General features: G+C 33.1%; 21 protein-coding genes and 2 other annotated features. Of the genes, 17 read left to right on the top strand and 4 right to left on the bottom strand.

Annotated features, from left to right (window positions below; translation table 11 throughout):
- Window positions 1-41 precede the first annotated feature (41 nt).
- Window positions 42-764 carry a TPM domain-containing protein gene (locus COC46_RS04595; RefSeq protein WP_098808573.1) on the bottom strand — a complete coding sequence of 241 codons (723 nt, stop codon included), beginning with the start codon at window positions 762-764 and terminating at the stop codon, window positions 42-44.
- The gene (locus tag COC46_RS04590; RefSeq protein WP_098808572.1) at window positions 761-1,336 is read right to left on the bottom strand and encodes a LemA family protein; all 576 of its coding nucleotides are present in this window, start codon (window positions 1,334-1,336) and stop codon (window positions 761-763) included. Before COC46_RS04590 ends, COC46_RS04595 begins: the two co-directional genes overlap by 4 nt.
- Before the next feature lie 184 nt (window positions 1,337-1,520).
- Window positions 1,521-1,753: a binding site (T-box leader), on the top strand.
- 66 nt (window positions 1,754-1,819) lie between these two features.
- Here COC46_RS04590 and tyrS point away from each other — a divergent pair.
- The 6 genes from tyrS to COC46_RS04560 all read left to right on the top strand — a co-directional run bounded on the left by tyrS (window position 1,820) and on the right by COC46_RS04560 (window position 6,779).
- Complete coding sequence (tyrS, locus tag COC46_RS04585; RefSeq protein ID WP_098808571.1) at window positions 1,820-3,076, top strand: tyrosine--tRNA ligase; 1,257 nt, start codon at window positions 1,820-1,822, stop codon at window positions 3,074-3,076.
- Window positions 3,077-3,080: 4 nt separating this feature from the next.
- Window positions 3,081-3,324 (top strand) — a binding site (T-box leader).
- Window positions 3,325-3,444: 120 nt separating this feature from the next.
- Window positions 3,445-3,906, top strand: a complete 462-nt coding sequence (locus tag COC46_RS04580) for a GNAT family N-acetyltransferase (protein ID WP_098808570.1) — start codon at window positions 3,445-3,447, stop codon at window positions 3,904-3,906.
- A gap of 19 nt (window positions 3,907-3,925) precedes the next feature.
- Window positions 3,926-5,305, top strand: a complete 1,380-nt coding sequence (gene nhaC / locus COC46_RS04575) for a Na+/H+ antiporter NhaC (protein ID WP_098808569.1) — start codon at window positions 3,926-3,928, stop codon at window positions 5,303-5,305.
- A 57-nt stretch (window positions 5,306-5,362) separates the two neighbouring features.
- Window positions 5,363-5,497, top strand: coding sequence for a hypothetical protein (locus tag COC46_RS22570; RefSeq protein WP_097979132.1), 135 nt, complete (start codon window positions 5,363-5,365; stop codon window positions 5,495-5,497).
- Between the two features lie 198 nt (window positions 5,498-5,695).
- A complete protein-coding gene (locus COC46_RS04565; RefSeq protein WP_098808568.1) occupies window positions 5,696-6,277 on the top strand; it encodes a YdcF family protein in 582 nt (193 codons plus the stop codon).
- A gap of 133 nt (window positions 6,278-6,410) precedes the next feature.
- Window positions 6,411-6,779: a hypothetical protein gene (locus tag COC46_RS04560; RefSeq protein WP_255294809.1), complete on the top strand. Its 369-nt coding sequence runs from the start codon at window positions 6,411-6,413 to the stop codon at window positions 6,777-6,779.
- A gap of 166 nt (window positions 6,780-6,945) precedes the next feature.
- Here the strand turns inward: COC46_RS04560 and rpsD are convergent, their stop codons facing one another.
- The gene (gene rpsD, locus COC46_RS04555; protein ID WP_098808566.1) at window positions 6,946-7,548 is read right to left on the bottom strand and encodes a 30S ribosomal protein S4; all 603 of its coding nucleotides are present in this window, start codon (window positions 7,546-7,548) and stop codon (window positions 6,946-6,948) included.
- Window positions 7,549-7,959: 411 nt separating this feature from the next.
- Window positions 7,960-8,448, bottom strand: coding sequence for a GAF domain-containing protein (locus tag COC46_RS04550; protein WP_098808565.1), 489 nt, complete (start codon window positions 8,446-8,448; stop codon window positions 7,960-7,962).
- 146 nt (window positions 8,449-8,594) lie between these two features.
- Between COC46_RS04550 and refZ the strand changes: the two genes are divergently transcribed.
- The 11 genes from refZ (at window position 8,595) to tpx (ending at window position 20,435) form a co-directional block, all read left to right on the top strand.
- Entirely contained in the window at window positions 8,595-9,242 is a 648-nt protein-coding gene (refZ, locus tag COC46_RS04545; protein WP_098808564.1) for a forespore capture DNA-binding protein RefZ, read from the top strand.
- 255 nt (window positions 9,243-9,497) lie between these two features.
- The gene (gene ezrA, locus COC46_RS04540; RefSeq protein WP_098808563.1) at window positions 9,498-11,210 is read left to right on the top strand and encodes a septation ring formation regulator EzrA; all 1,713 of its coding nucleotides are present in this window, start codon (window positions 9,498-9,500) and stop codon (window positions 11,208-11,210) included.
- A 79-nt stretch (window positions 11,211-11,289) separates the two neighbouring features.
- Window positions 11,290-12,432 carry a cysteine desulfurase family protein gene (locus tag COC46_RS04535; protein WP_098808576.1) on the top strand — a complete coding sequence of 381 codons (1,143 nt, stop codon included), beginning with the start codon at window positions 11,290-11,292 and terminating at the stop codon, window positions 12,430-12,432.
- A 4-nt stretch (window positions 12,433-12,436) separates the two neighbouring features.
- Complete coding sequence (thiI, locus tag COC46_RS04530) at window positions 12,437-13,666, top strand: tRNA uracil 4-sulfurtransferase ThiI (RefSeq protein ID WP_098808562.1); 1,230 nt, start codon at window positions 12,437-12,439, stop codon at window positions 13,664-13,666.
- An 83-nt stretch (window positions 13,667-13,749) separates the two neighbouring features.
- Window positions 13,750-13,956 (top strand): alpha/beta-type small acid-soluble spore protein, encoded by a 207-nt coding sequence (locus COC46_RS04525; RefSeq protein ID WP_098119257.1) that lies wholly within the window; start codon window positions 13,750-13,752, stop codon window positions 13,954-13,956.
- A gap of 119 nt (window positions 13,957-14,075) precedes the next feature.
- Window positions 14,076-14,951 carry an aldose 1-epimerase family protein gene (locus COC46_RS04520; protein ID WP_098808561.1) on the top strand — a complete coding sequence of 292 codons (876 nt, stop codon included), beginning with the start codon at window positions 14,076-14,078 and terminating at the stop codon, window positions 14,949-14,951.
- Window positions 14,952-15,265: 314 nt separating this feature from the next.
- Window positions 15,266-16,840, top strand: a complete 1,575-nt coding sequence (gene mbcS / locus COC46_RS04515) for an acyl-CoA synthetase MbcS (protein ID WP_098808560.1) — start codon at window positions 15,266-15,268, stop codon at window positions 16,838-16,840.
- A 112-nt stretch (window positions 16,841-16,952) separates the two neighbouring features.
- Window positions 16,953-18,530 (top strand): amidohydrolase, encoded by a 1,578-nt coding sequence (locus tag COC46_RS04510; protein ID WP_176545056.1) that lies wholly within the window; start codon window positions 16,953-16,955, stop codon window positions 18,528-18,530.
- Between the two features lie 227 nt (window positions 18,531-18,757).
- Entirely contained in the window at window positions 18,758-19,387 is a 630-nt protein-coding gene (locus COC46_RS04505; RefSeq protein ID WP_176545055.1) for a DUF2953 domain-containing protein, read from the top strand.
- A gap of 12 nt (window positions 19,388-19,399) precedes the next feature.
- Window positions 19,400-19,843 carry a GerW family sporulation protein gene (gene ytfJ, locus COC46_RS04500; RefSeq protein ID WP_098808557.1) on the top strand — a complete coding sequence of 148 codons (444 nt, stop codon included), beginning with the start codon at window positions 19,400-19,402 and terminating at the stop codon, window positions 19,841-19,843.
- A 91-nt stretch (window positions 19,844-19,934) separates the two neighbouring features.
- Window positions 19,935-20,435, top strand: a complete 501-nt coding sequence (gene tpx / locus COC46_RS04495; RefSeq protein ID WP_098119251.1) for a thiol peroxidase — start codon at window positions 19,935-19,937, stop codon at window positions 20,433-20,435.
- Window positions 20,436-20,537 lie beyond the last annotated feature (102 nt).

The following is a 20,537-nucleotide window of genomic DNA, read 5'->3' as shown; positions in this document are numbered from 1 at the left end:
CAAAAATGGGGTTCAGACTAATTATTCCAATGGTTTTTTTGTTAAAACTTTCGATCTGAGCCGCCGCCGCCGGAACTTCCACCACCACCGCCTCTTGATCCTCCTCCAGATGAATTTAAAATAGCAGGTAATAAATTAATGATGAAATATGTAAGTACTCCATTAAAGAACATCATATCAATGATGATGATCGCAATTACGATCGCAATAATGATGAATACTTTTAAGTTGTCCCACAAAGTACTTGTTTTAGAATGACCATTATGTTCAGACCCATTTAAAATAACGCTATATAGTGATTTGTATGTGTTTGTTATCGCAAGGGATTCTTCACCTTTTTTCAAATAAGGAATTGCACTTTGATCTAGAATGTTTCCAGATCGAATATCTGTTACGACTCCTTCTAAACCATACCCTACTTCAATTCTTATTTGTCTGTCATTCTTAGCATATAACAAAAGAACACCATTGTTTTTCTCTTTATTACCTAAACCGTATTTTCGAAATGCTGTGTTCGCATATTCCTTAATATCATTTCCATCTAAACTTGGGATTGTTAAAACCGCAAGTTGAGCGGAAGTAGTATCTTCTAATTTTTTCCCTAATTGAATTAAAGTTTGAGTATCTTGACTGTCGAGAACATTTGCGTAATCTTGTACATATATGTCTCCTACTTGTGAAGGTACTTTAATTTCAGCAATTGCTCCAGTAGCAAATGAAAAAAGAAATGCTATTAGGAAGATTGATGAGAGGAATTTTCTCATTTATTACCATCGCCACTAAAGTCAACTTCAGGTGTAGCTTTATCTTTTTCAGATACTTCGAAGTAATCCTTCTTCTCGAATCCAAAAGGTCCAGCTACAAGCACGCCTGGGAATTTTTTAATTTTTTGATTGTAAACTGTAACTGCATCATTGTAATCTTTACGAGCAATTGCTAATCGATTTTCAGTTCCTTCTAAACTATCCATTAAAGCTTGGAAATTTTGATTTGATTTTAAATCAGGATAGTTTTCTACTACTACTAGTAAACGACTTAGAGCTCCAGATAATTCTTGATCAGCTTTACTTTTTTCAGCTGTTGTTTGAGCGCCAGCTAATTTTGCACGTGCATCTGTTACAGAAGCAATCACATCTTTCTCTTGTGTAGCATATCCTTTTACTGTATTTACTAAGTTCGGTATTAAATCTGAACGACGTTTTAGTTGGTTATCAACTTGGGACATTTTATTCGTTACATTCTCTTCTTGTGTTACAAAGCTATTATAGCTTCCAACACCCATAAAGATTAGAACTACTACAATAATTAAAGCAATCCACATACCTTTATTCTTCAAGAAAAAACACTCCATTTCCAAAATATGTATTTTTTGGTGTTAATATTAATATTTAACCATATTATTTGATTTAAAGCATTTTTATTCAATTAATCATGGGAATTTATGTAAAATTAATAAAAACTTAATTATGTATTTGACTTAATCGTTTTATTTGTGATATAAATGTTTCATAACATTTTAATAATGAGCGTTGAAAGGCTTAGTAGTGTGAATGATATTGTATCAGAGAGCTAGTGGTTGGTGAGAATTAGCACAGACATTGACATGAATTACACCCTGGAGCATTCTTTTTCGAAATTTGTTTAGATGCAAATTAGGATTAGAACGGTTAACAGCCGTTAATTGTATGAGAGGTAGCTAGCATTTTTAGCTACAACTAGGGTGGTACCGCGATTTTAATTATTCGTCCCTACTGTTTAACAGTAGGGACTTTTTGTTTTGTTTAAACGACGTATTGATGATAAAAGGGGTGGGCTAAAAATGGAAAATATCTTACAAGATTTAGAATTTCGTGGATTAATTAATCAAATGACAGATGAAGAAGGTCTTCAAAAATTATTAAGCGAAGAATCTGTTTCATTATACTGTGGTTTTGACCCAACTGGCGATAGCTTACACATTGGACACTTATTACCAGTGTTAATGTTAAAAAGATTTCAAGCAGCAGGTCATAAACCAATTGGTGTAGTAGGTGGAGCAACTGGTATGATCGGTGACCCAAGTGGTAAAAAAGCAGAACGGACGTTAAATACTGCTGATACAGTAAAAATGTTCAGTGAGCGAATTCGTACTCAATTATTACCATTCTTAAGCTTTGAAGGTGAAAATGCTGCCAAGGTAGTAAATAACTATGATTGGACTGGAGAATTAGATGTCATTACGTTCTTACGTGACATCGGTAAAAACTTCGGATTAAATTACATGCTTGCAAAAGATTCAGTTGCCTCTCGTTTAGAAGCGGGTATTTCATTTACTGAATTTAGCTACATGATTTTACAATCATATGATTTCTTAAAATTGTACCAAGACCATAACTGTAAATTACAAATTGGTGGCAGTGACCAATGGGGTAATATTACGGCTGGTATGGAATTAATTCGTAAAACAGAAGAGGATTCAAAGGCTTTCGGACTTACAGTACCTTTAGTAACAAAAGCTGACGGTTCTAAATTTGGTAAAACAGAAGGTGGAGCAGTTTGGTTAGATCCAGAAAAAACAACTCCATACGAATTCTACCAATTCTGGATTAATACAGATGACCGTGATGTTGTTAAATACTTGAAATACTTTACTTTCCTTTCAAAAGAAGAAATTTTAGAGCTTGAGAAACAATTTAATGAAGCTCCAGAACAACGTGTTGCTCAAAAAGCACTAGCTGCTGAAGTAACAAAACTTGTTCACGGTGAAGAAGCTCTTGATCAAGCAATTAAAATTACAGAAGCATTATTTAGTGGATCTGTAAAAGAGTTAACAGCTGCTGAAATTAAACAAGGTTTTAAAGATGTACCTTCATTTAATTTAAGTGAAGCAGAAAAAGGATTAGTAGATCTACTAGTTGAAGCAAAAATTTCTCCATCAAAACGACAAGCACGTGAAGATGTTCAAAACGGTGCTGTTTATGTAAATGGAGATCGCATTCAAGATGTTGCAACAGTGTTAACTAAACAAGATGCAATTGAAGAACAATTTATCATTATCCGTCGTGGTAAGAAGAAATACCACTTGGTTACATTATAATATCGAACAAACAGTGAACGAAAAAGCAGTAGTTTGATTAGTAGTAGTTCAGAGAGCGAGTGGTTGGTGAAAACTCGTCTACACAATCAAATGAATTACATTTCGGGAGTTTTCTTTTCGTAGTTAGTTGATCTAATGAAGGGAAGAACGTAAGTCTACGTTACAGATTCGAGTGATAAGGAATTTTACTATTATAAGTATTTATTTCTTATAACTAGGGTGGTAACGCGATCGAGGTCGTCCCTATATTTTATAGGGGGGGCCTCGATTTTTTATTGCACTTTTAAGAGGTACTACATCTCTGCCATCGCCTAAAAGGCTCGTCAATCAACAAGTTTTCAATCTCTATTTTTGAAAGGGTGAAAGTCATGGAGATATTTGCATCAAAAGATTACCGAATATTGGCAAAACTTAATGAAGGTGTTCAAAACCTACATGCTGATTTATTTCCAACGTTTTTTAAAGTTCATAATCTGGCTGAAATAACTGAGTTTTTCAAGAGTGTTGTAGATAAACCAGATCATCATTTCTTCGTAGTGAAGGATGAGGAAGAATTAGTCGGTTTTGCTTGGATTGAAATAAAAAATATTCCTGAGGGACCTATAAAAAAGGCTTTTCGTCTAGGGTATGTTCATCAGATAAGTATTAATGAAGAAAAAAGAAATAAGGGATACGGTTCGTTCTTAATCCATAAAATTGCTTCATTTGCTCGTGAGAATAATTTATCTAGAATTGAGCTAGATTATTGGATTGATAATAAAAATGCAAGAAGCTTTTATGAGAAACTTGGATTCGTGAAGTTTCGTGAACACGTATATATGGATGTATAAATAAGGGAGAGTATATAAAATGAAAAATATAGAATTAGGTACGTTAATCGTACTGTTTGCAGTAATTATGTCTAGTTGTCTAGTTATATTAAAATCAGATCCGCAAATTCCGCTTCTTTTATGTGTTGTTTGCTTAGCTGTTTTTGGATTATTTAAAGGATTTAAATGGGAACAAATTGAAAATGGCATGAAAAAGGGTATCCAAAATGGATTGTCACCAACGTTAATCTTAATGATGATCGGTTTGTTAATTGGATCATGGATGTTAAGTGGTACAGTTCCAACATTATTATTTTACGGAATTTCTGTACTTTCAGCTAAATGGTTTGCAATAAGTGCAATTTTTATTACAATCATTGTTGCTAGTTTTACCGGTAGTACTTTTACAACAATTGCTACAGTTGGTGTAGCGTTAATGGGTATAGCACATATTATGGGAATTCCACCAGCAATTGCAGCAGGTGCGATTATTAGTGGAGCGTGCTTCGGTGATAAAATGTCACCAATCTCAGATACAACGAATTTCGTTCCAAGTATATTAGGCATAAAAGTTAATGAGCATATTCGACACATGGCATATACAACAATTCCAGCTTTAATAGTTACGGTTATTTTATTCTTAATCATCGGTATGGGTCATGGTAATACGGATATGACGCAAGTAACAGAAATGAAAAAAGCAATTTCATCTAACTTTGAAGTTAATCCATTATTATTGATTCCGTGTTTAATTGTTTTTATTATGGCATTTAGAGGTTTTTCAACTTTACCAACAATGTCAGCAGGTATTGTTAGTTCTTTAGTTTTAGCATTCTTCATTCAAAAAGATATTACGCTTGAGAAAGTGTTTGCAACATTACAAAATGGATTCCAAACGGATACAGGAAATGAAATGCTTAATTCGATTGTTAACCGCGGAGGATTACAATCGATGATGTGGTCAGTTTCATTAATATTTATTGCACTTGCCTTAGGTGGATTATTACAAGAGCTACGTGTATTCGAGACATTAATACAGTCACTATCTAATTTGAAACGTAAAGGGAATATTGTTATTGCAAGTACATTATCTGCTATGAGTGTAAATCTTTTAACGGGAGAACAATACTTATCAATTCTACTTCCTGGGCAATTATTAAAGGATGTATTTATCAAAAAAAATATCCCACTTAAAAACTTATCGCGTGCATTAGAGGATGGAGGAACACTTTTTAATCCAATCATTCCTTGGAGTGTAAGTGGAGCATTTTTTGCTGCAACATTAGGAGTACCTGTAATCGATTATTTACCGTTTTCATTTGTTTTATTTATTACCCCTTTATTTAGTATTTTGGCTGCTGTAATCGGCAAAGGGTTAGAAGTTGAAAATAAAGGTGAAAGTTCGAAAAATGCCGCATAAACAAATTGTTTCTACGTAAACTAGTTTTTGTACGAACTGGTTAATGGAGGGAAAAAAATGAGTCATGCAGCAGGTGGTTCAAAGAAAAATCGTCCAAGTGATGCAAATCATGTAGATGCAAAAACGAAAGCTCATCAAAAGAGGCTTTCTAAGGATCAACATAATCCAATGGGCGATAAGTATCCTAGATAATTGAATAAATAATGTAGTTTGAATCAATCCCTTATACGAAAGAGAAGGTATCCAATACTCTTTGTATAAGGGATTTTTCTATTTGTAATAACGATAAAAATGTTAAAGAATTATGTAACATACTAATTTTTAATGAAATCTACTATATTATTCGATAAAATTAAAAGTAAATTAATTTGATTTGAGGGGATATTGGTAATGAGCTTTTTAAAAATAGTTACATATACAATTATCATTGGAATAGTAAGTTATTTATTCTGTATCGTTTTTATTGGCGTAAATAGTTTTATGCAATATAAGCATAAAGTGCCGAAAGATGCCGAATATGTTATTGTCCTAGGTGCTGGTTTGAAGAAGGATAAGCCTACTAGAGCTTTACGATATCGAATTGAAACTACAGCTAAGTATGCTAAGGAGAATAATAGCGCAAAAATTATTGTTTCAGGCGGAAAAGGAAACGATGAATTAATATCAGAAGCCGAATGTATGAAGAGGGAATTAATTAAATTAGGAATTGGGGAAGAAAGAATTATAAAAGAAGACTTATCAACAAATACGTTTGAAAATATGAAATTCTCTAAACAACTCATTAACAATGACAAGGCAAAAGGGATTGTCGTTACAAATGATTACCACTTATTTCGATCTTTAAAACTAGCTAAAAAACAAGGTTTAAATGTAGTTGGTCTTCCAGCAAGAACACCGAAAGTAATTATACCTACAGCATATTTTAGAGAATGTTTATCTATTTTGAAAGCAGCTTACTATAAACAAATTTAATTAATAGTAGGCTATTTATCATTTTAAAAAAATCTATTAATTAATTGTACCAATGTCCGTTTCATTTTTTTAAATGAAACATTTTATATTATATGGATTTGCTTGTCCAAATAATATGAAAGGAGTGACGTTGATGGCAAAATTTTTATCAACTGGCGTACTAAGAAGACATTCTAGTACTCAGTTTTTAACAGTAGAAGCTCTTAATGTTGACCCGGATGACGCTCGTTCTGTGAGTGTTTTAATGTTTGACTGGTCAAGTGGTTCACCAGTAATTATTCCAATGGTTGACCCAACAACAGTAGTAATTCCACCAAATCAATATAGAACATTTAGATCCTTCCAACTTTCACCAGCTCTATTTGCTTATGAAATTAGAATTCTTCATCCGAAAGATCGAGATGTTGTAGTGAATGTATTTGGACTAAGTGACATTGCATTTGATCCTCAGAATGGTAATAATGCAATGCAACATGACCTAGCGGTAGTGAAATTAAAATAATATAAAAAAGTTATTTTAATACACCTCTCATTTCCGCATAAGTAGCCCTTCGAGTAAAGTCGAGGGCTTTTTTAAATTCTAGAATTTTTAACGTAATAAAAAGAAAACCCTCAATCAAATCTGATTTGATTGAGGGTTTTTCATCGCTTTTTAAGAAGCGATATGATTAACGGTTGTAGAATTCAACGATAAGAGCTTCGTTGATTTCAGCTGGTAATTCAGAACGCTCTGGTAAGCGGTTGAAAGTACCTTCTAATTTGTCAGCGTTGAAAGTGATGTACTCAGGTACAAAGTTGTTAACTTCAACAGCTTCTTTAACTACAGCTAAGTTTTGTGATTTTTCACGTAAGCTGATAGTTTGACCAATTTTCACACGGAAAGATGGGATATCTACACGTTTACCATCAACCATGATGTGACCGTGGTTAACTAATTGACGAGCAGCACGACGAGTACGAGCAAGACCCATGCGGTAAACTAGGTTGTCTAAACGAGTTTCTAATAAAATCATGAAGTTTTCACCGTGTTTACCAGTTAATTTACCAGCGATATCAAATGTGCGACGGAATTGACGCTCATTAACACCGTACATATGACGTAATTTTTGTTTTTCAGTTAATTGTAAACCGTATTCTGATAATTTTTTACGTTGGTTAGGTCCGTGTTGACCTGGAGCGTAAGGGCGTTTTTCTAATTCTTTACCTGTTCCGCTTAATGAAATGCCTAAACGGCGAGATAATTTCCAAGTAGATCCTGTATAACGAGACATTGAGTGTCTCCTCCTTTAGTTTTTATTTTGGAGTAAAATAAAAACGTTCGTGTAGCCCCAGTCAGTTTATTTTGCTTTCATGTATCCTCGCTCCAGCAGCCAGAGTTACGCGATGACACCTCTAAATGAGTAGAGGAACAAAATAAATATCAAGCCTGTGCTTACAACGCTGCGTTATTTTACACAAAGAATATTATAACTAGATAGTATAAAATAGTCAAGGGCAGTTTTTATTTAAAACAGTTGCAAAGTAATAAGCATGAGATTAGTTGTGATAAAAATTTTTTTAAAAAATTAATAATTTCACTATTTGTCACATTAATTACTTGTCTTTCGATGGTTTGTTTTTATAGAGGCACAAGTTGATAAAAAAAGAAATCCTAGTGAGAGGATTTCTTTTTGATAACGATCTTATCTAATTGTTTCTTCAATTAAATTAACGATTGCTTGAAGATATTTTTGATCAATTTCATCAAAACGATTGAATTCCGGGCTATCGATATCTAATACACCAATTACTTCTCCGTTATGGGTTACAGGGATAACAATCTCTGAATTTGAAGCAGCGTCACAAGCAATGTGTCCAGGGAAATCATGTACATTATCTATTCTTTGAACTGTTTTTGTTTGAGCAGCTGTACCGCAAACTCCCTTACCGTATGGTATACGTACACATGCAGGAAGACCTACAAATGGGCCTAATACTAACTCATCACGATCTCCATCTTTTAAATAAAATCCTACCCAGTTAATTTGATGTAAAAATTGATTTAATAATGCAGATGTATTTGCTAAATTGGCAATTAAATTATGCTCTCCATCTATTAAAGCTTTAACTTGAGCTGTAAGAGTAGTATATTGTTGTTCTTTCGTACCTGAATATTCGACTTTTTGGAACATTTGTAGACCCCTTTCCCTATTTTATGTGAAATATCATAGCATATTTCGAAAGAATACTGGTAATTTTGTCGACCGATTTGTAGAGGGATTTAACAAAATTTCGCTAATTAATTAAGCTATTGATGTTGTAGAAGAGGGTGACGAGTATGGAGCAAGATAAACTTGCAACAAAGAAAAAAGTCATCGAGACAGCGCTTACGTTATTTAAAGTTAATGGATACCATGGTACTTCTGTCAGAGATATTTCAAAAAAAGCAAATGTAAATATTGCAACGATTTCATATTACTTTAAAGGTAAACAAGGATTACTTGAACATATCATAGTTGAGTTTTTAGAAGGATACGTTAAAATTTTAGATAAACACTGTTTATTAATGTATGATAAAAATGCAAAATTAATTTTAAAGGATTTAGTAGAAGACGTACTTAATTATTATTATTTAAAAAAAGAATATGCTTCAATTTTTTACAGAGAGCTAACAATTGACTCTGTTTTTATTCGTGAAATCATGATGACGTATTTAGCTAGAGAGCGTTATACATTTACTCAAATTTATGATGCGATTCGTCTTGCAAATGCAAAAGTAACGATCCCATTTTCAGTTTTTTTCGTGCAGTTAAAATCATTTCTTTCAACACCATATTTATTTCCTGGATACTTAAATGAAGTATTGTATATTCAGCAGAATGATCTGTATTTCTTTGAAAGATATAAAGAATATGTAGAGAAGTGGATTGAATCACTATTAGATATGGACGAAAGTTTGATTAGTAGAGTCGAACTATCATCCTGAAAGATCGCCTTTTTCATTATGAGAAATCAAATGAAGAGGCGTTTTTCGTTGATTGAAAATCTTAGATTTCTACAAGGTTTTACAACAATTATTATAGTTTGATAAAAATATGAAAAAATTGAAAAAATTAAGCCAAAAATCAACTTTATCATGTTATTATTAACTATGACCTATATAAAGAGCGAGTTATTATTCGAAAAAATAATGTACAGATAAATAGATTCAGATGGCTTGTAGAGGAGGTACATCAGGGAAATGGCATTCTATGTAATTTTAGCCGTAATAAGTATTGTTATCGCATTAATGATTGTAGCCTTAACAATTCGACAACGTTTATTCAAAAGACTTGATGAACTTGAGGCGTGGAGAATGAAGTTAATGGGTACACCCGTTACAGATGAACTTTCTAAACTTAAGGCCTTAAATATGACTGGCCAAACGGAAGAGCTTTTTGAAAAATGGAGAACTGATTGGGATGAACTAGTTACAAGTTATTTACCAAAAGTATCTGATTCAATTTACGAAGTTGATGAGTCCATTAACAAGTACCACTTCATGAAAGCAAAAGCAGGGATTAGTGAAATTGAAGGACGCTTAAATGAAGCAGAGTCAAGTGTTGAAAAGATTCTTAATGAGGTAAGTGACTTAGTAGGTAGTGAAGAACAAAATAATTCTGATATTGAAATGCTAAATCAAGAGTATCTTGAGCAAAGAAAGCTTTTATTAACCCATCGCCATCTATATTCAATTGCCGAAACTCAGTTAGAACAAAAAATGGATGATATAAAACAACAAGTCCAATTATTTAACGAAATAACTGAAAATGGAAATTACTTAGAGGCAAGAGAATTAGTTAAAGAAATTACTGATCAAGTAAATATATTAAAAGCAAGTATGCAAATCATACCAGATTTATATATTGAATCATCAACTACAATGCCTTCTCAAATACATAATCTAACAGATGGATTAAAGCAAATGAAAGCGGAAGGATATGCGCTTGATTTTGAAGGATTAGAAAATGAAACAATCGAATGTTCAAAGATCTGTATCGACTGTGTCGAACTGATTAAAAAGTTAGATATTACAGAAGCGAATGAAAAGCTTGAATTTGTAAAAGAAAAAGTCGATTCAATTTATGATTTATTAGAAAGAGAAGTTGAAAGTAAATTTGTAGTAGAAAAAGAAATTTGGACTTCTCAAGAAGAAATTCAACGAATCCGTGAAGATAATTTAAATACAAAAGAAGAAACTCAGTTAGTTCAGCAAATTTATGAATTAAGTGATGAAGATACTCAAACTCAAAAAATGGTTGAAAAACAAGTAAATATCATTACGAAACGTTTTGAGTTATTGCAGATTCGTGTGGCAGAACAAGATATTGCATTTTCAGTAATTCGAGAGGAATTGGATTTGCTGAAGAAACAAATGGAAGATGTTAAGGCATCTCATTTAACGTATGTTGAAATGTTAAAAGCGCTTCGGAAAGATGAACTACAAGCTCGTGATCAATTAATTGAAATGAAACGATTAATGTTAGAGGTCAAACGTCTTGTACAAATTTCTAACTTACCTGGAATGCCTATTTCATCTATGAAACTTATACAAGATGCTCAAGAAAGTATGCAAATTGTTTATTTAGAGTTAGAGAAAAAACCTTTAAAAATGGCTCAAGTATCAATTTTATTAGAAAAAGCAGCATCTGCTGTGAATGATTGCTATAAAGATACGAAATATATGATTGAACAAGGTTATTTCGTTGAAAAAGTGATACAATATGGTAATCGCTATAGAAGTAATAACGTACAAATTGCAATGTCGATGGACAAGGCAGAGCAGTTATTTAGAGAGTTTCAATATAATGAAGCGCTAGAAGAAGCTGCGGTTTCAATTGAAAAAATTGAACCTGGTGCTATCGATAAATTACAAGAAATACTAAATGAACAAAAGTACACACTACCCCTATAGATGTAAATCTTAGGGGTTTCGTCTGTTTTCAGATATAATGAAAAATGGACTCAAGCAATATGGAGGTTACGGAAGAATTATGATTTATTTTGATAATAGTGCTACTACTAAACCTTATAAAGAGGTATTAGACACATATATTACTGTTTCAGACCAGTTTTTTGGAAATCCTTCTTCGATCCATAAACTTGGTGGGAGGTCTGAGCAATTACTCTCAAAAGCTAGAAACCAAATTGCAGAACTTTTATCGGTTCAGCCATCCGAGATCATCTTTACATCAGGTGGAACTGAAGGTAATAATTTAGCTATAAAAGGTACTGCCATGATGCACCGCTTGAGAGGGAAACATCTCATTACAACTGAAATTGAACATCCGTCAATTTATGAAGCATATAAACAGTTAGAGGATCTTGGATTTGAAGTAACCTATTTAACTCCAAACGCAGATGGCTTTATTTCTGTTGAGGAGCTAAAAGGAGCATTAAGAGATGATACGATACTTGTTTCTGTTATCCATGTAAATAATGAAACAGGAGCAATTCAACCCATAAATGAAATCGGACAATTATTAACGGATTATCCGAAGGTATTTTTCCATGTCGATGCTGTACAGGGGATTGGAAAAGTTCCGTTAACTATTAAGCAGTCTGCGATCGATTTATTAACTATTTCTGGCCATAAATTTCACAGTGTAAAAGGGACTGGGATTTTGTATATTAGAGATGGTGTAACATTATCGTCTTTAATGACAGGTGGTTCGCAAGAAAGAGAGATTCGTTCAGGAACGGAAAATCTAGCTGGAATTGTTTCGATGGCAAAAGCTTTAAGAATTACGCTAGAAAAACAAAAAACGATGAAAAATCATCTAATGAATATGAGAAATGAGCTAATTCAACACTTAGAAATGATTGACGGAGCAGTGATGAATTCGCCACAATCAAATTTTGCTCCTCATATCATAAATATTTCATTTATAGGATTAAAGCCTGAAGTAATTGTCCATGCTCTATCTGAAGAAAATGTTTTTATTTCTACAAAATCAGCATGCTCTTCCAAAACTTTTGAAATCAGCCGTGTATTACAAAGTATGGGTAAAAGCGAGAAAGTAGCGAGCAGTGCTGTTAGAATTAGTCTTTCTTATGAAAATACGATGAATGAAGTAGAGCAGTTTAATAAAATAATTAAAGAAGTAATTAAAAATTTATATAAAGTTATGAGGTAACAGCATGAATGTAGAATACATTTTAATTCGTTATGGAGAAATGACCACAAAAGGAAAAAATCGAGGTAGATTTACTAGTATTTTAAGAGAAAATGTTCGAAATCGATTAAAAGCTTTTGAAAAAATTAAAATCACTGCAACTCGTGATCGTATGTATATAAAATTAAATGGTGAGGACCATGAGAAAGTCGCTGCAAACTTAAAAGAAGTTTTTGGAATTCATACGTTTAGTTTTGCTAGAAAAGTTGATACTGAATTAGGGGCAATTAAAGTAGGTGCTCTTGAAGCGATTAATGAACTAAGGGATAGTGTTAAAACGTTTAAAGTAAACGTACAACGTAGTTATAAGCAATTTCCTTTAAATACGCCACAGTTAAATCGTGAGTTAGGTGGATATATACTTCAGAATACAGAAAACTTAACTGTAGACGTACATAATCCAGATGTCTCTGTTCGAGTAGAAGTACGAGACGATGCGACTTATATTACTTGTGGAGAAGAATATGGTGCAGGCGGATATCCAGTTGGAGTTGGCGGAAAAGTTATGTTGTTACTATCTGGAGGTATCGATAGTCCAGTTGCAGCTTATATGTTATTAAAACGTGGTGTATCGATTGAAGCGATTCATTTTGAAAGTCCTCCATTTACAAGTGATCGTGCAAAACAAAAAGTAATGGACCTATCAAGTAAACTAACAAGATATTGTAGACGAGTGACTTTACATGTCATTCCATTTACTGAAATTCAAAAAGCAATTCATAAAGAGATGCCTGCGAGCTACACGATGACAATTATGAGACGAATTATGCTTAGAATTGCTGAGCAAGTTTCTGTAAATCGCAAAGCACTAGCTTTAGCAACTGGTGAAAGCTTAGGTCAGGTGGCAAGTCAGACTTTGGAGAGTATGCATACAATCAATGAAGTAACGAATTATCCAGTTTTAAGACCACTATTAGCGATGGATAAATTAGAGATTATGGATATTGCTAAAAAAATTGATACGTATGATATCAGTATTAGACCATATGAGGATTGCTGCACTATATTTACGCCAGCTAATCCAACTACAAAACCAAAACGTGACAAAGTAGCTCGTTACGAAAGTCGATTTGACTTTACAGAACTAATTAATGAAGCTGTTGTTAATAGAGAATCAATCATTTTTGAGAACGAAATGATTCGAAATCAGTCGTCAAATAAAGAAGAAGAAATCGATATCGACGCCCTTTTATAAAGAGTTACTAAAAATTACCAATTAAATTATGTATGAAGTCATGTGTTTTATCACACTCTATACTCACAAGGAGGTGACAACACATGACAAATAGAAATAATTCAAGTAATTCATTAGTAGCGCCTGGTGCTCAAGCAGCTTTAGACGCGATGAAGTATGAGATTGCTACAGAGTTTGGCGTACAACTTGGCCCAGATTCTACTTCTCGTGCGAATGGTTCTGTTGGTGGTGAAATCACAAAACGTTTAGTACAAATGGCTGAACAAAGCCTTGGTGGATATTCAAAATAATGAATTTAAATAATTATGGATGAAGAGGTAGGGTAAAACCTACCTCTTTTCTATTGATTTAATATTGGAATTAAATCTTTGCTATAATAGAAGCAAAAAATTAAAGGAGAGGCCTGTTCATGACATACATTGAAAATGAATTGATTAAAATTACAACTAAATCTGAGGGAGCAGAATTGACAGGTATCTATACAAAAAAAGATCATCTAAATTTTTTATGGAATGCTAATCCAGCATATTGGGGGAGACATGCACCTGTTTTATTCCCTAATGTAGGTAAATTGATTGATAATCAATATAAAGTGGACAACAAAGTATACGAACTTTCTCAGCATGGCTTTGCAAGAGATATGGATTTTCAACTAACTGAAATAAAGGATGATGAAATCAACTATGAATTAAAAAGTTGTGAACAAACGCTTTTAAAATATCCATTTCAATTTTCATTAAATATAAATTATAAAATTAAGAAGAATACTGTTTTTATTAAATATGTTGTAACAAATAATGACCAAAAATCAATGCCGTTTTCAATAGGTGCTCATCCTGCGTTTAATATTCCTCTAAAGGAGGGTGAAACTTTTGAGGATTATTATTTACAATTTGAAGAAGCAGAAATATTAGAAACAATTAAACTAGAAGGACCTTATCGAAATGGCAAAAGAGAACTAATCGCTCAAAATAGTAAGAATTTACCTTTAACCCGAGAACTGTTTAAGGATGATGCGTTAATATTCGAAAAACTCCATAAAAATGTGATTACAATTCGCTCAAAAAATCACAGTAGTATGATAAAAGTTAATTTTGAAGGTTTTCCTTATGTGGGAATATGGACAACTCAAGTCGCTCCTTTTCTATGTATTGAACCTTGGTATGGAATTGCAGATGAAAATGGAGCAGTTAAAGAAATGGAAGACAGATTGGGAATACAAACTTTAGAACCAAATGAACTATTTACTTGTACATATAGTATTACGGTTGGTAGTGATATTTAGGGATCATAAATCTACAAATATGGAAAATAGCCTGTTTTAAAAACTATCTTTTTTAGATAGTTTCAGACTGCCCGCCAAACGTTGGCTTTCTTCGTTACTTCGCCTGCTGAGCGGTGTTCATTACCGTTTAGGGTAACTCCGCNNAAACTATCTTTTTTAGATAGTTTATTTTTTTGTGAATTTTTGTTTAAATTTTCTGAAAAATAGTCGAAAAATAGCAGGAATTGGCTATCTAATTAACGAAACCATTATTATTCTATTTTGCAAAATTCAAAATATAATTTTAGTAATGATCAAAAGGAGGACTAACTAAGATGAACGGAACAAGTTTAAAAGCTCCAAAAGTATATAATCTAGTATGGGAAATTGAAAAATTTGCTTCAACAGATAAAGTAGCCTTGAAGTGGGTTGATTCAAATGGAGAGGCCAATCAGATAACTTATAAAGAACTATATAATAAAGTTCACCAATATGCTTTTACATTTAAAAATAGTGGCATTATCCAAGGGGACAAACTCTTTGTAATGATGCCAAGATGTGTTGAGACTTATGTAGTCTATTTAGCCATTTTAAAAATAGGATGCGTTGTGATCCCGGGTTCAGAAATGTTAACTGTTAAAGATATTCAATACCGACTCGAACATAGTGATGTAAAAGCGATTGTATCGCATGATGAATATATAGGTACATTTAGTGAGATAGCGAAAAGTGGTCAATATAAATTATTTACAATTCATAATCAACAAACTGTGTGGACTTCATTGAATGATCAAGCGATTAGTGGAGCTCACGTATTAACTGTTGAAACAAAAAGTGATGACTTAGCATTTATTTCATATACATCAGGAACGACGGGAAATCCAAAAGGTGTAGTTCATACTCATAGTTGGGGATATGCACATCTTCGTACAGTTGCATCAAATTGGTTAGATGTGACTGAAGATGATACGGTATGGGCGACTGCAGGACCGGGCTGGCAAAAGTGGATTTGGAGTCCATTTTTAGCTACGCTAGGTAGCGGAGCGACAGGATTCTTTTACGAAGGGAAATTTGATGCGGGAACTTTCTTAACAATGCTTAAGGAGCAAAATATAACAGTTTTTTGTAGTACACCAACTGAATATCGATTTATGGCAAAGGTCGAAAATTTAAATCAATATCAATTACCTGCATTAAGAAGTGCTGTATCTGCTGGTGAACCTTTAAATCAAGAAGTCATTCGCACATTTAAAAAACATTATAATGTTGATGTAAGAGACGGTTATGGACAAACTGAAAATACATTATTAATTGGCACGATGAAGGATATTAAAGCGAAAGCTGGTTCGATGGGGATCCCAACACCAGGGAACTTAGTTGAAATTGTAGATGACGAAGGAAATCCAGTTGGCGTTAATGAAGTGGGGCATATCGCGGTACACTTAAGTTCACCGGCATTATTTAAGCATTATTATAATGATATGGAGCGTACAAAAGCTCAAAGAAAAGGTGAATATTACTTAACAGGTGATCGGGCTAAGAAAGATGAGGATGGTTACTATTGGTTTGATGGACGTAGTGACGACATTATTATTAGTTCAGGTTATACAATTGGCCCTTTTGAAATAGAAGATGCATTAGTACAGCATAAGCTTGTAAAAGAATGTGCAGTTGTTGCTAGTCCCGATTCATTACGAGGTAATGTCGTAAAAGCATTTGTTGTATTAACTGAAAATACTTCTAATCAAGAAGAGTTGGTTACGGAACTGCAGGAACATGTGAAAAAAATAACTGCTCCATATAAATATCCACGTAAAATTGAATTTGTTCAAGAACTACCAAAAACAACATCTGGTAAAATTCGTCGAGTAGAATTACGTGCGATGGAACAATTACGAGAATCGAATTAATGAAATACTTATGTTAAAATGAGGGAAAATTCCCTCTTTTTTTTGTTTAAAGACAATTTCTTTTTTTTACTACGAAAACTACTTTTTATTTAATGGACGGATGGTGGCTGAAATGAAGAAGCTTTGGCATAATGGTTTATTTTATACAATGGAAGGTGAAGGGGAAACTGTAGACTCAATCATTACTGATGGTGAATTGATTTTAAAAACTGGTACATATGAAGCTCTCCTTTCTTATTTAGATGGTCAACAATTTGAAGCGATTGATTGTAATGGCAAAATTGGCTTTCCAGGATTTATTGATAGTCATTTACATTTAATAGGCCATGGTGAAGCGATGAATCGTGTAGATTTATCAAAGTGTCAAACATATGGCGAGATGCTTAATTGTATGAAAAAAGCTGTTAGGGATTCGCATCCGAATGAATGGATCGTTGGTGAAGGGTGGAACGAAAACGAATGGGAATCAAAAGCAACTTTTTGTATTGATGATTTAAATAATTTATCGAGCACCAATCCAATTGTGTTAAAAAGAACTTGTAGACATGTCTATTTTGTAAACTCTGTAGCGCTAAGTAATGCAAAAATAAATGAAGAAGTACAAGTTCAAGGAGGACAAATTGGGTATTTTGAGGATGGTCGTTTAAATGGGGTATTGTATGATGAAGCTGTTAATTTAATCCTTAAAGCGATGCCAGCACCTGATGATCTGTATTTGTCAAAGGCAATTACATCGGCAATTAAAGATTGCTATCAATACGGTATTGTTGGAGCGGTAACAGAGGACTTATCCTATTATGGTAATGCAAATTTAGTCATTGATTTATATGAACAATTGTTAAATGAAGTTCCATTCCATACACATGTTTTAATTCATCATACGACATTAGATGAAGTTAAGGGAAGATTACATAGTGGTAATAAGAATGTGTCATTTGGAGGCGTAAAAGCATTTATTGATGGTTCATTCGGTGGGCGGACTGCACTTTTAGAAAAACCTTATGAAGACGATCATAGCCAATCAGGTTTGCAAGTGACTTCTCCTGCAAAATTAGAAGTCATTACAAAAAAAGCACGTGAAAATGAACTTCCAATTGCATTTCATATGATTGGAGATCTAGCTGTAAAGCAAGGAATAGATGTCATTAAGAAATATCCTAATAAAGGTAAGCTACCAGATCGATTGATTCATTGCTCACTTTTATCACCGGAATTAGTTAAAGAAATGAAAGAATTAAATATCGTTGTAGATGTACAAACATCATTCCTATATGCAGATTATCCGTGGTTGATTGATCGCATTGGTCAAAATCGAAACAAATATGCATTTTTAATGAAAACCTTACTAACTGAATCAATTGCAATAGCGAATGGATCTGATACTCCTATTGATACAATCAATCCATGGCAAGGTATATATACTGCAGTTACTCGAAAAGCAAAAAACGGGGTAGCATATAATATCGACGAAGCAATTAGTTTATATGAAGCAATTAAACTGTATACGATTGACAGTGCAGCTTCCTTCGGTCATGAAGACAAAAGAGGTTTAATTAAAGAAGGTTACACGGCTGACTTTGTTTTATTTGATGAAAATCCTTTTGAGTTAGATAAAGATAAACTTCTAAATGTAAAATGTAATGAAACGATTTGCCGAGGAAATAGTGTGTATAAAAGACAAGAGAAGTAAGAGGCAATGTCCCAATTACTATTAATAACTTCCCTTTTTAGATCAACAAAATATACTGATCGATCAATGGTTTCAGTAAATTACCATTAAAATCCACAAAGTGTTCGCATTCATCAATATAACAAATTTATATTTCTCTACTTTGAAAGAATGGTATGTATTTTTACCATTCTTTTTGTTTATTCAGATGTTGGATTGCCCATACTGTTACAAAAAAGGGTGGTTTTTTGCTTTATATATACTCTATTCTAATTTTTATTGCGATCGTTATTTTACTGTTAATTTTTTTCGTACTTTTTATAAAAATGAGGGTCACTATTAATACTGTTTATACAAATGAAGAACGATTTATGAATGTTAAACTCTCTATATTGAAAAACTTATTGCACTTTACGTTCACCATTCCTTTAAAAAGACCGAAAGAAGTAAAGGAAGACTTGTCGGATTTAGAGAAAAAAAGAGATTTATCTGTTCTGCAACAAATTGATTTTTTCATAAATTTATACTCCAACGGACATACTATCATTACAAAATTTTTAAATTCTGTACAAATTTACAATTTAACTTATCATATTCATTTCGGAGTCGGAAATTCTGCTTTAACAGGGATATCTATTGGAACAGCTTATAGTGCAATTGGAATTTTTGAAAACTTATTAAAGAAATTCACGGTTTTGCATCATCCGCCAACGATCGATATCACGCCGAACTATTATACATCCGTAATGGAAACGACTGGTAAAATCCGTTTTTCATTTTCGGTACGAAAGGCAGTAATTGCGGGATTATTATTACTGAAAGCTTATTTAAAAACTAGAAAAGACTTTAGAGCAACACATCCAATCGAAACTAATTAGAGGTGATTAACAATGAGTCAACATCCTATTGGAGACTTAATGCACGCTGCAATGGAAAACTTATCAGCAATGATTAATGTAAATACAATTATTGGTGATCCAATTTCAACGCCTGATGGAAGTTTAATCTTAACTGTATCAAAAGTGGGAGTTGGATTCGCAGCTGGTGGAAGTGAATTTCGAAATTATCATCTAGTAGATGGTGTTAAACAAGCTGAAGTAAGAAGTCCACATCCATTTGGAGGAGGTACAGGTGGTGGTGCATCAATTACTCCAATTGCATTTTTAATTGTAAGTAAAGATGGAGTTAAACTTCTTCATTTAGATCAAAATACGCATTTAATTGAAAAGCTAATGGACTTAACGCCACAAGCATTAGAAAAAGTAAAAAAATATATGAAGAAAAAAGATGATTCTGATATTCTTGATGAAGATATTGAAACAGAAATAGATTAAATTTAAAATTTAAGTAAAGTTAATTGCATTCAAGGTGTCCTTCCAGTAAGATAAATGTTGTGAACATTTTGTAATTTTGGGAGGAAATATCATGGCATCTGTAACATTTAAAAACAATCCAGTAACTCTTGTTGGACAAGAAGTAAAAGTAGGAGAAAAAGCTCCAAGCTTTACTGTTTTAGCAAATGATTTAAGCCCAGTAACTTTAGAAGCTTCAGCAGGTAAAGTTCGTTTAATTAGCGCAGTACCTTCTGTAGACACTGGTATTTGTGATGCACAAACTCGTCGTTTTAACGAAGAATTATCAAACGTAGAAAACGTAGAAGTTTTAACCATTTCTATGGACTTACCATTCGCACAAAAAAGATGGTGTGCTGCTAGTGGTTTAGAAAATGTACATACTTTATCTGATCACCGTGATGCATCTTTTGGTGAAGCATTTGGTGTATTAATGCAAGAATTACGTTTATTAGCTCGTGCAGTATTCGTAGTAGATTCAAATGACGTTGTTACTTACGTTGAATACGTAGCTGAAGGTACAACTCATCCAAACTATGAAGCGGCAATCGAAGCTGTAAAAGCTGCAAAATAATCATAATCACTCTATTTGGAGTAAAGGCTGCCGAGTAAATCTCGGCAGCTTTTTTTATTATTAGTAAGTTAGCGGCTTTTGGACATAAAAAAGACATTCACA

This window comes from Bacillus sp. AFS041924 (assembly GCF_002577195.1).
Classification (GTDB): domain Bacteria; phylum Bacillota; class Bacilli; order Bacillales; family Bacillaceae_G; genus Gottfriedia.
Note: the sequence above shows the minus strand (reverse complement) of the source record. Positions and strands in the feature narration are given on the sequence as shown.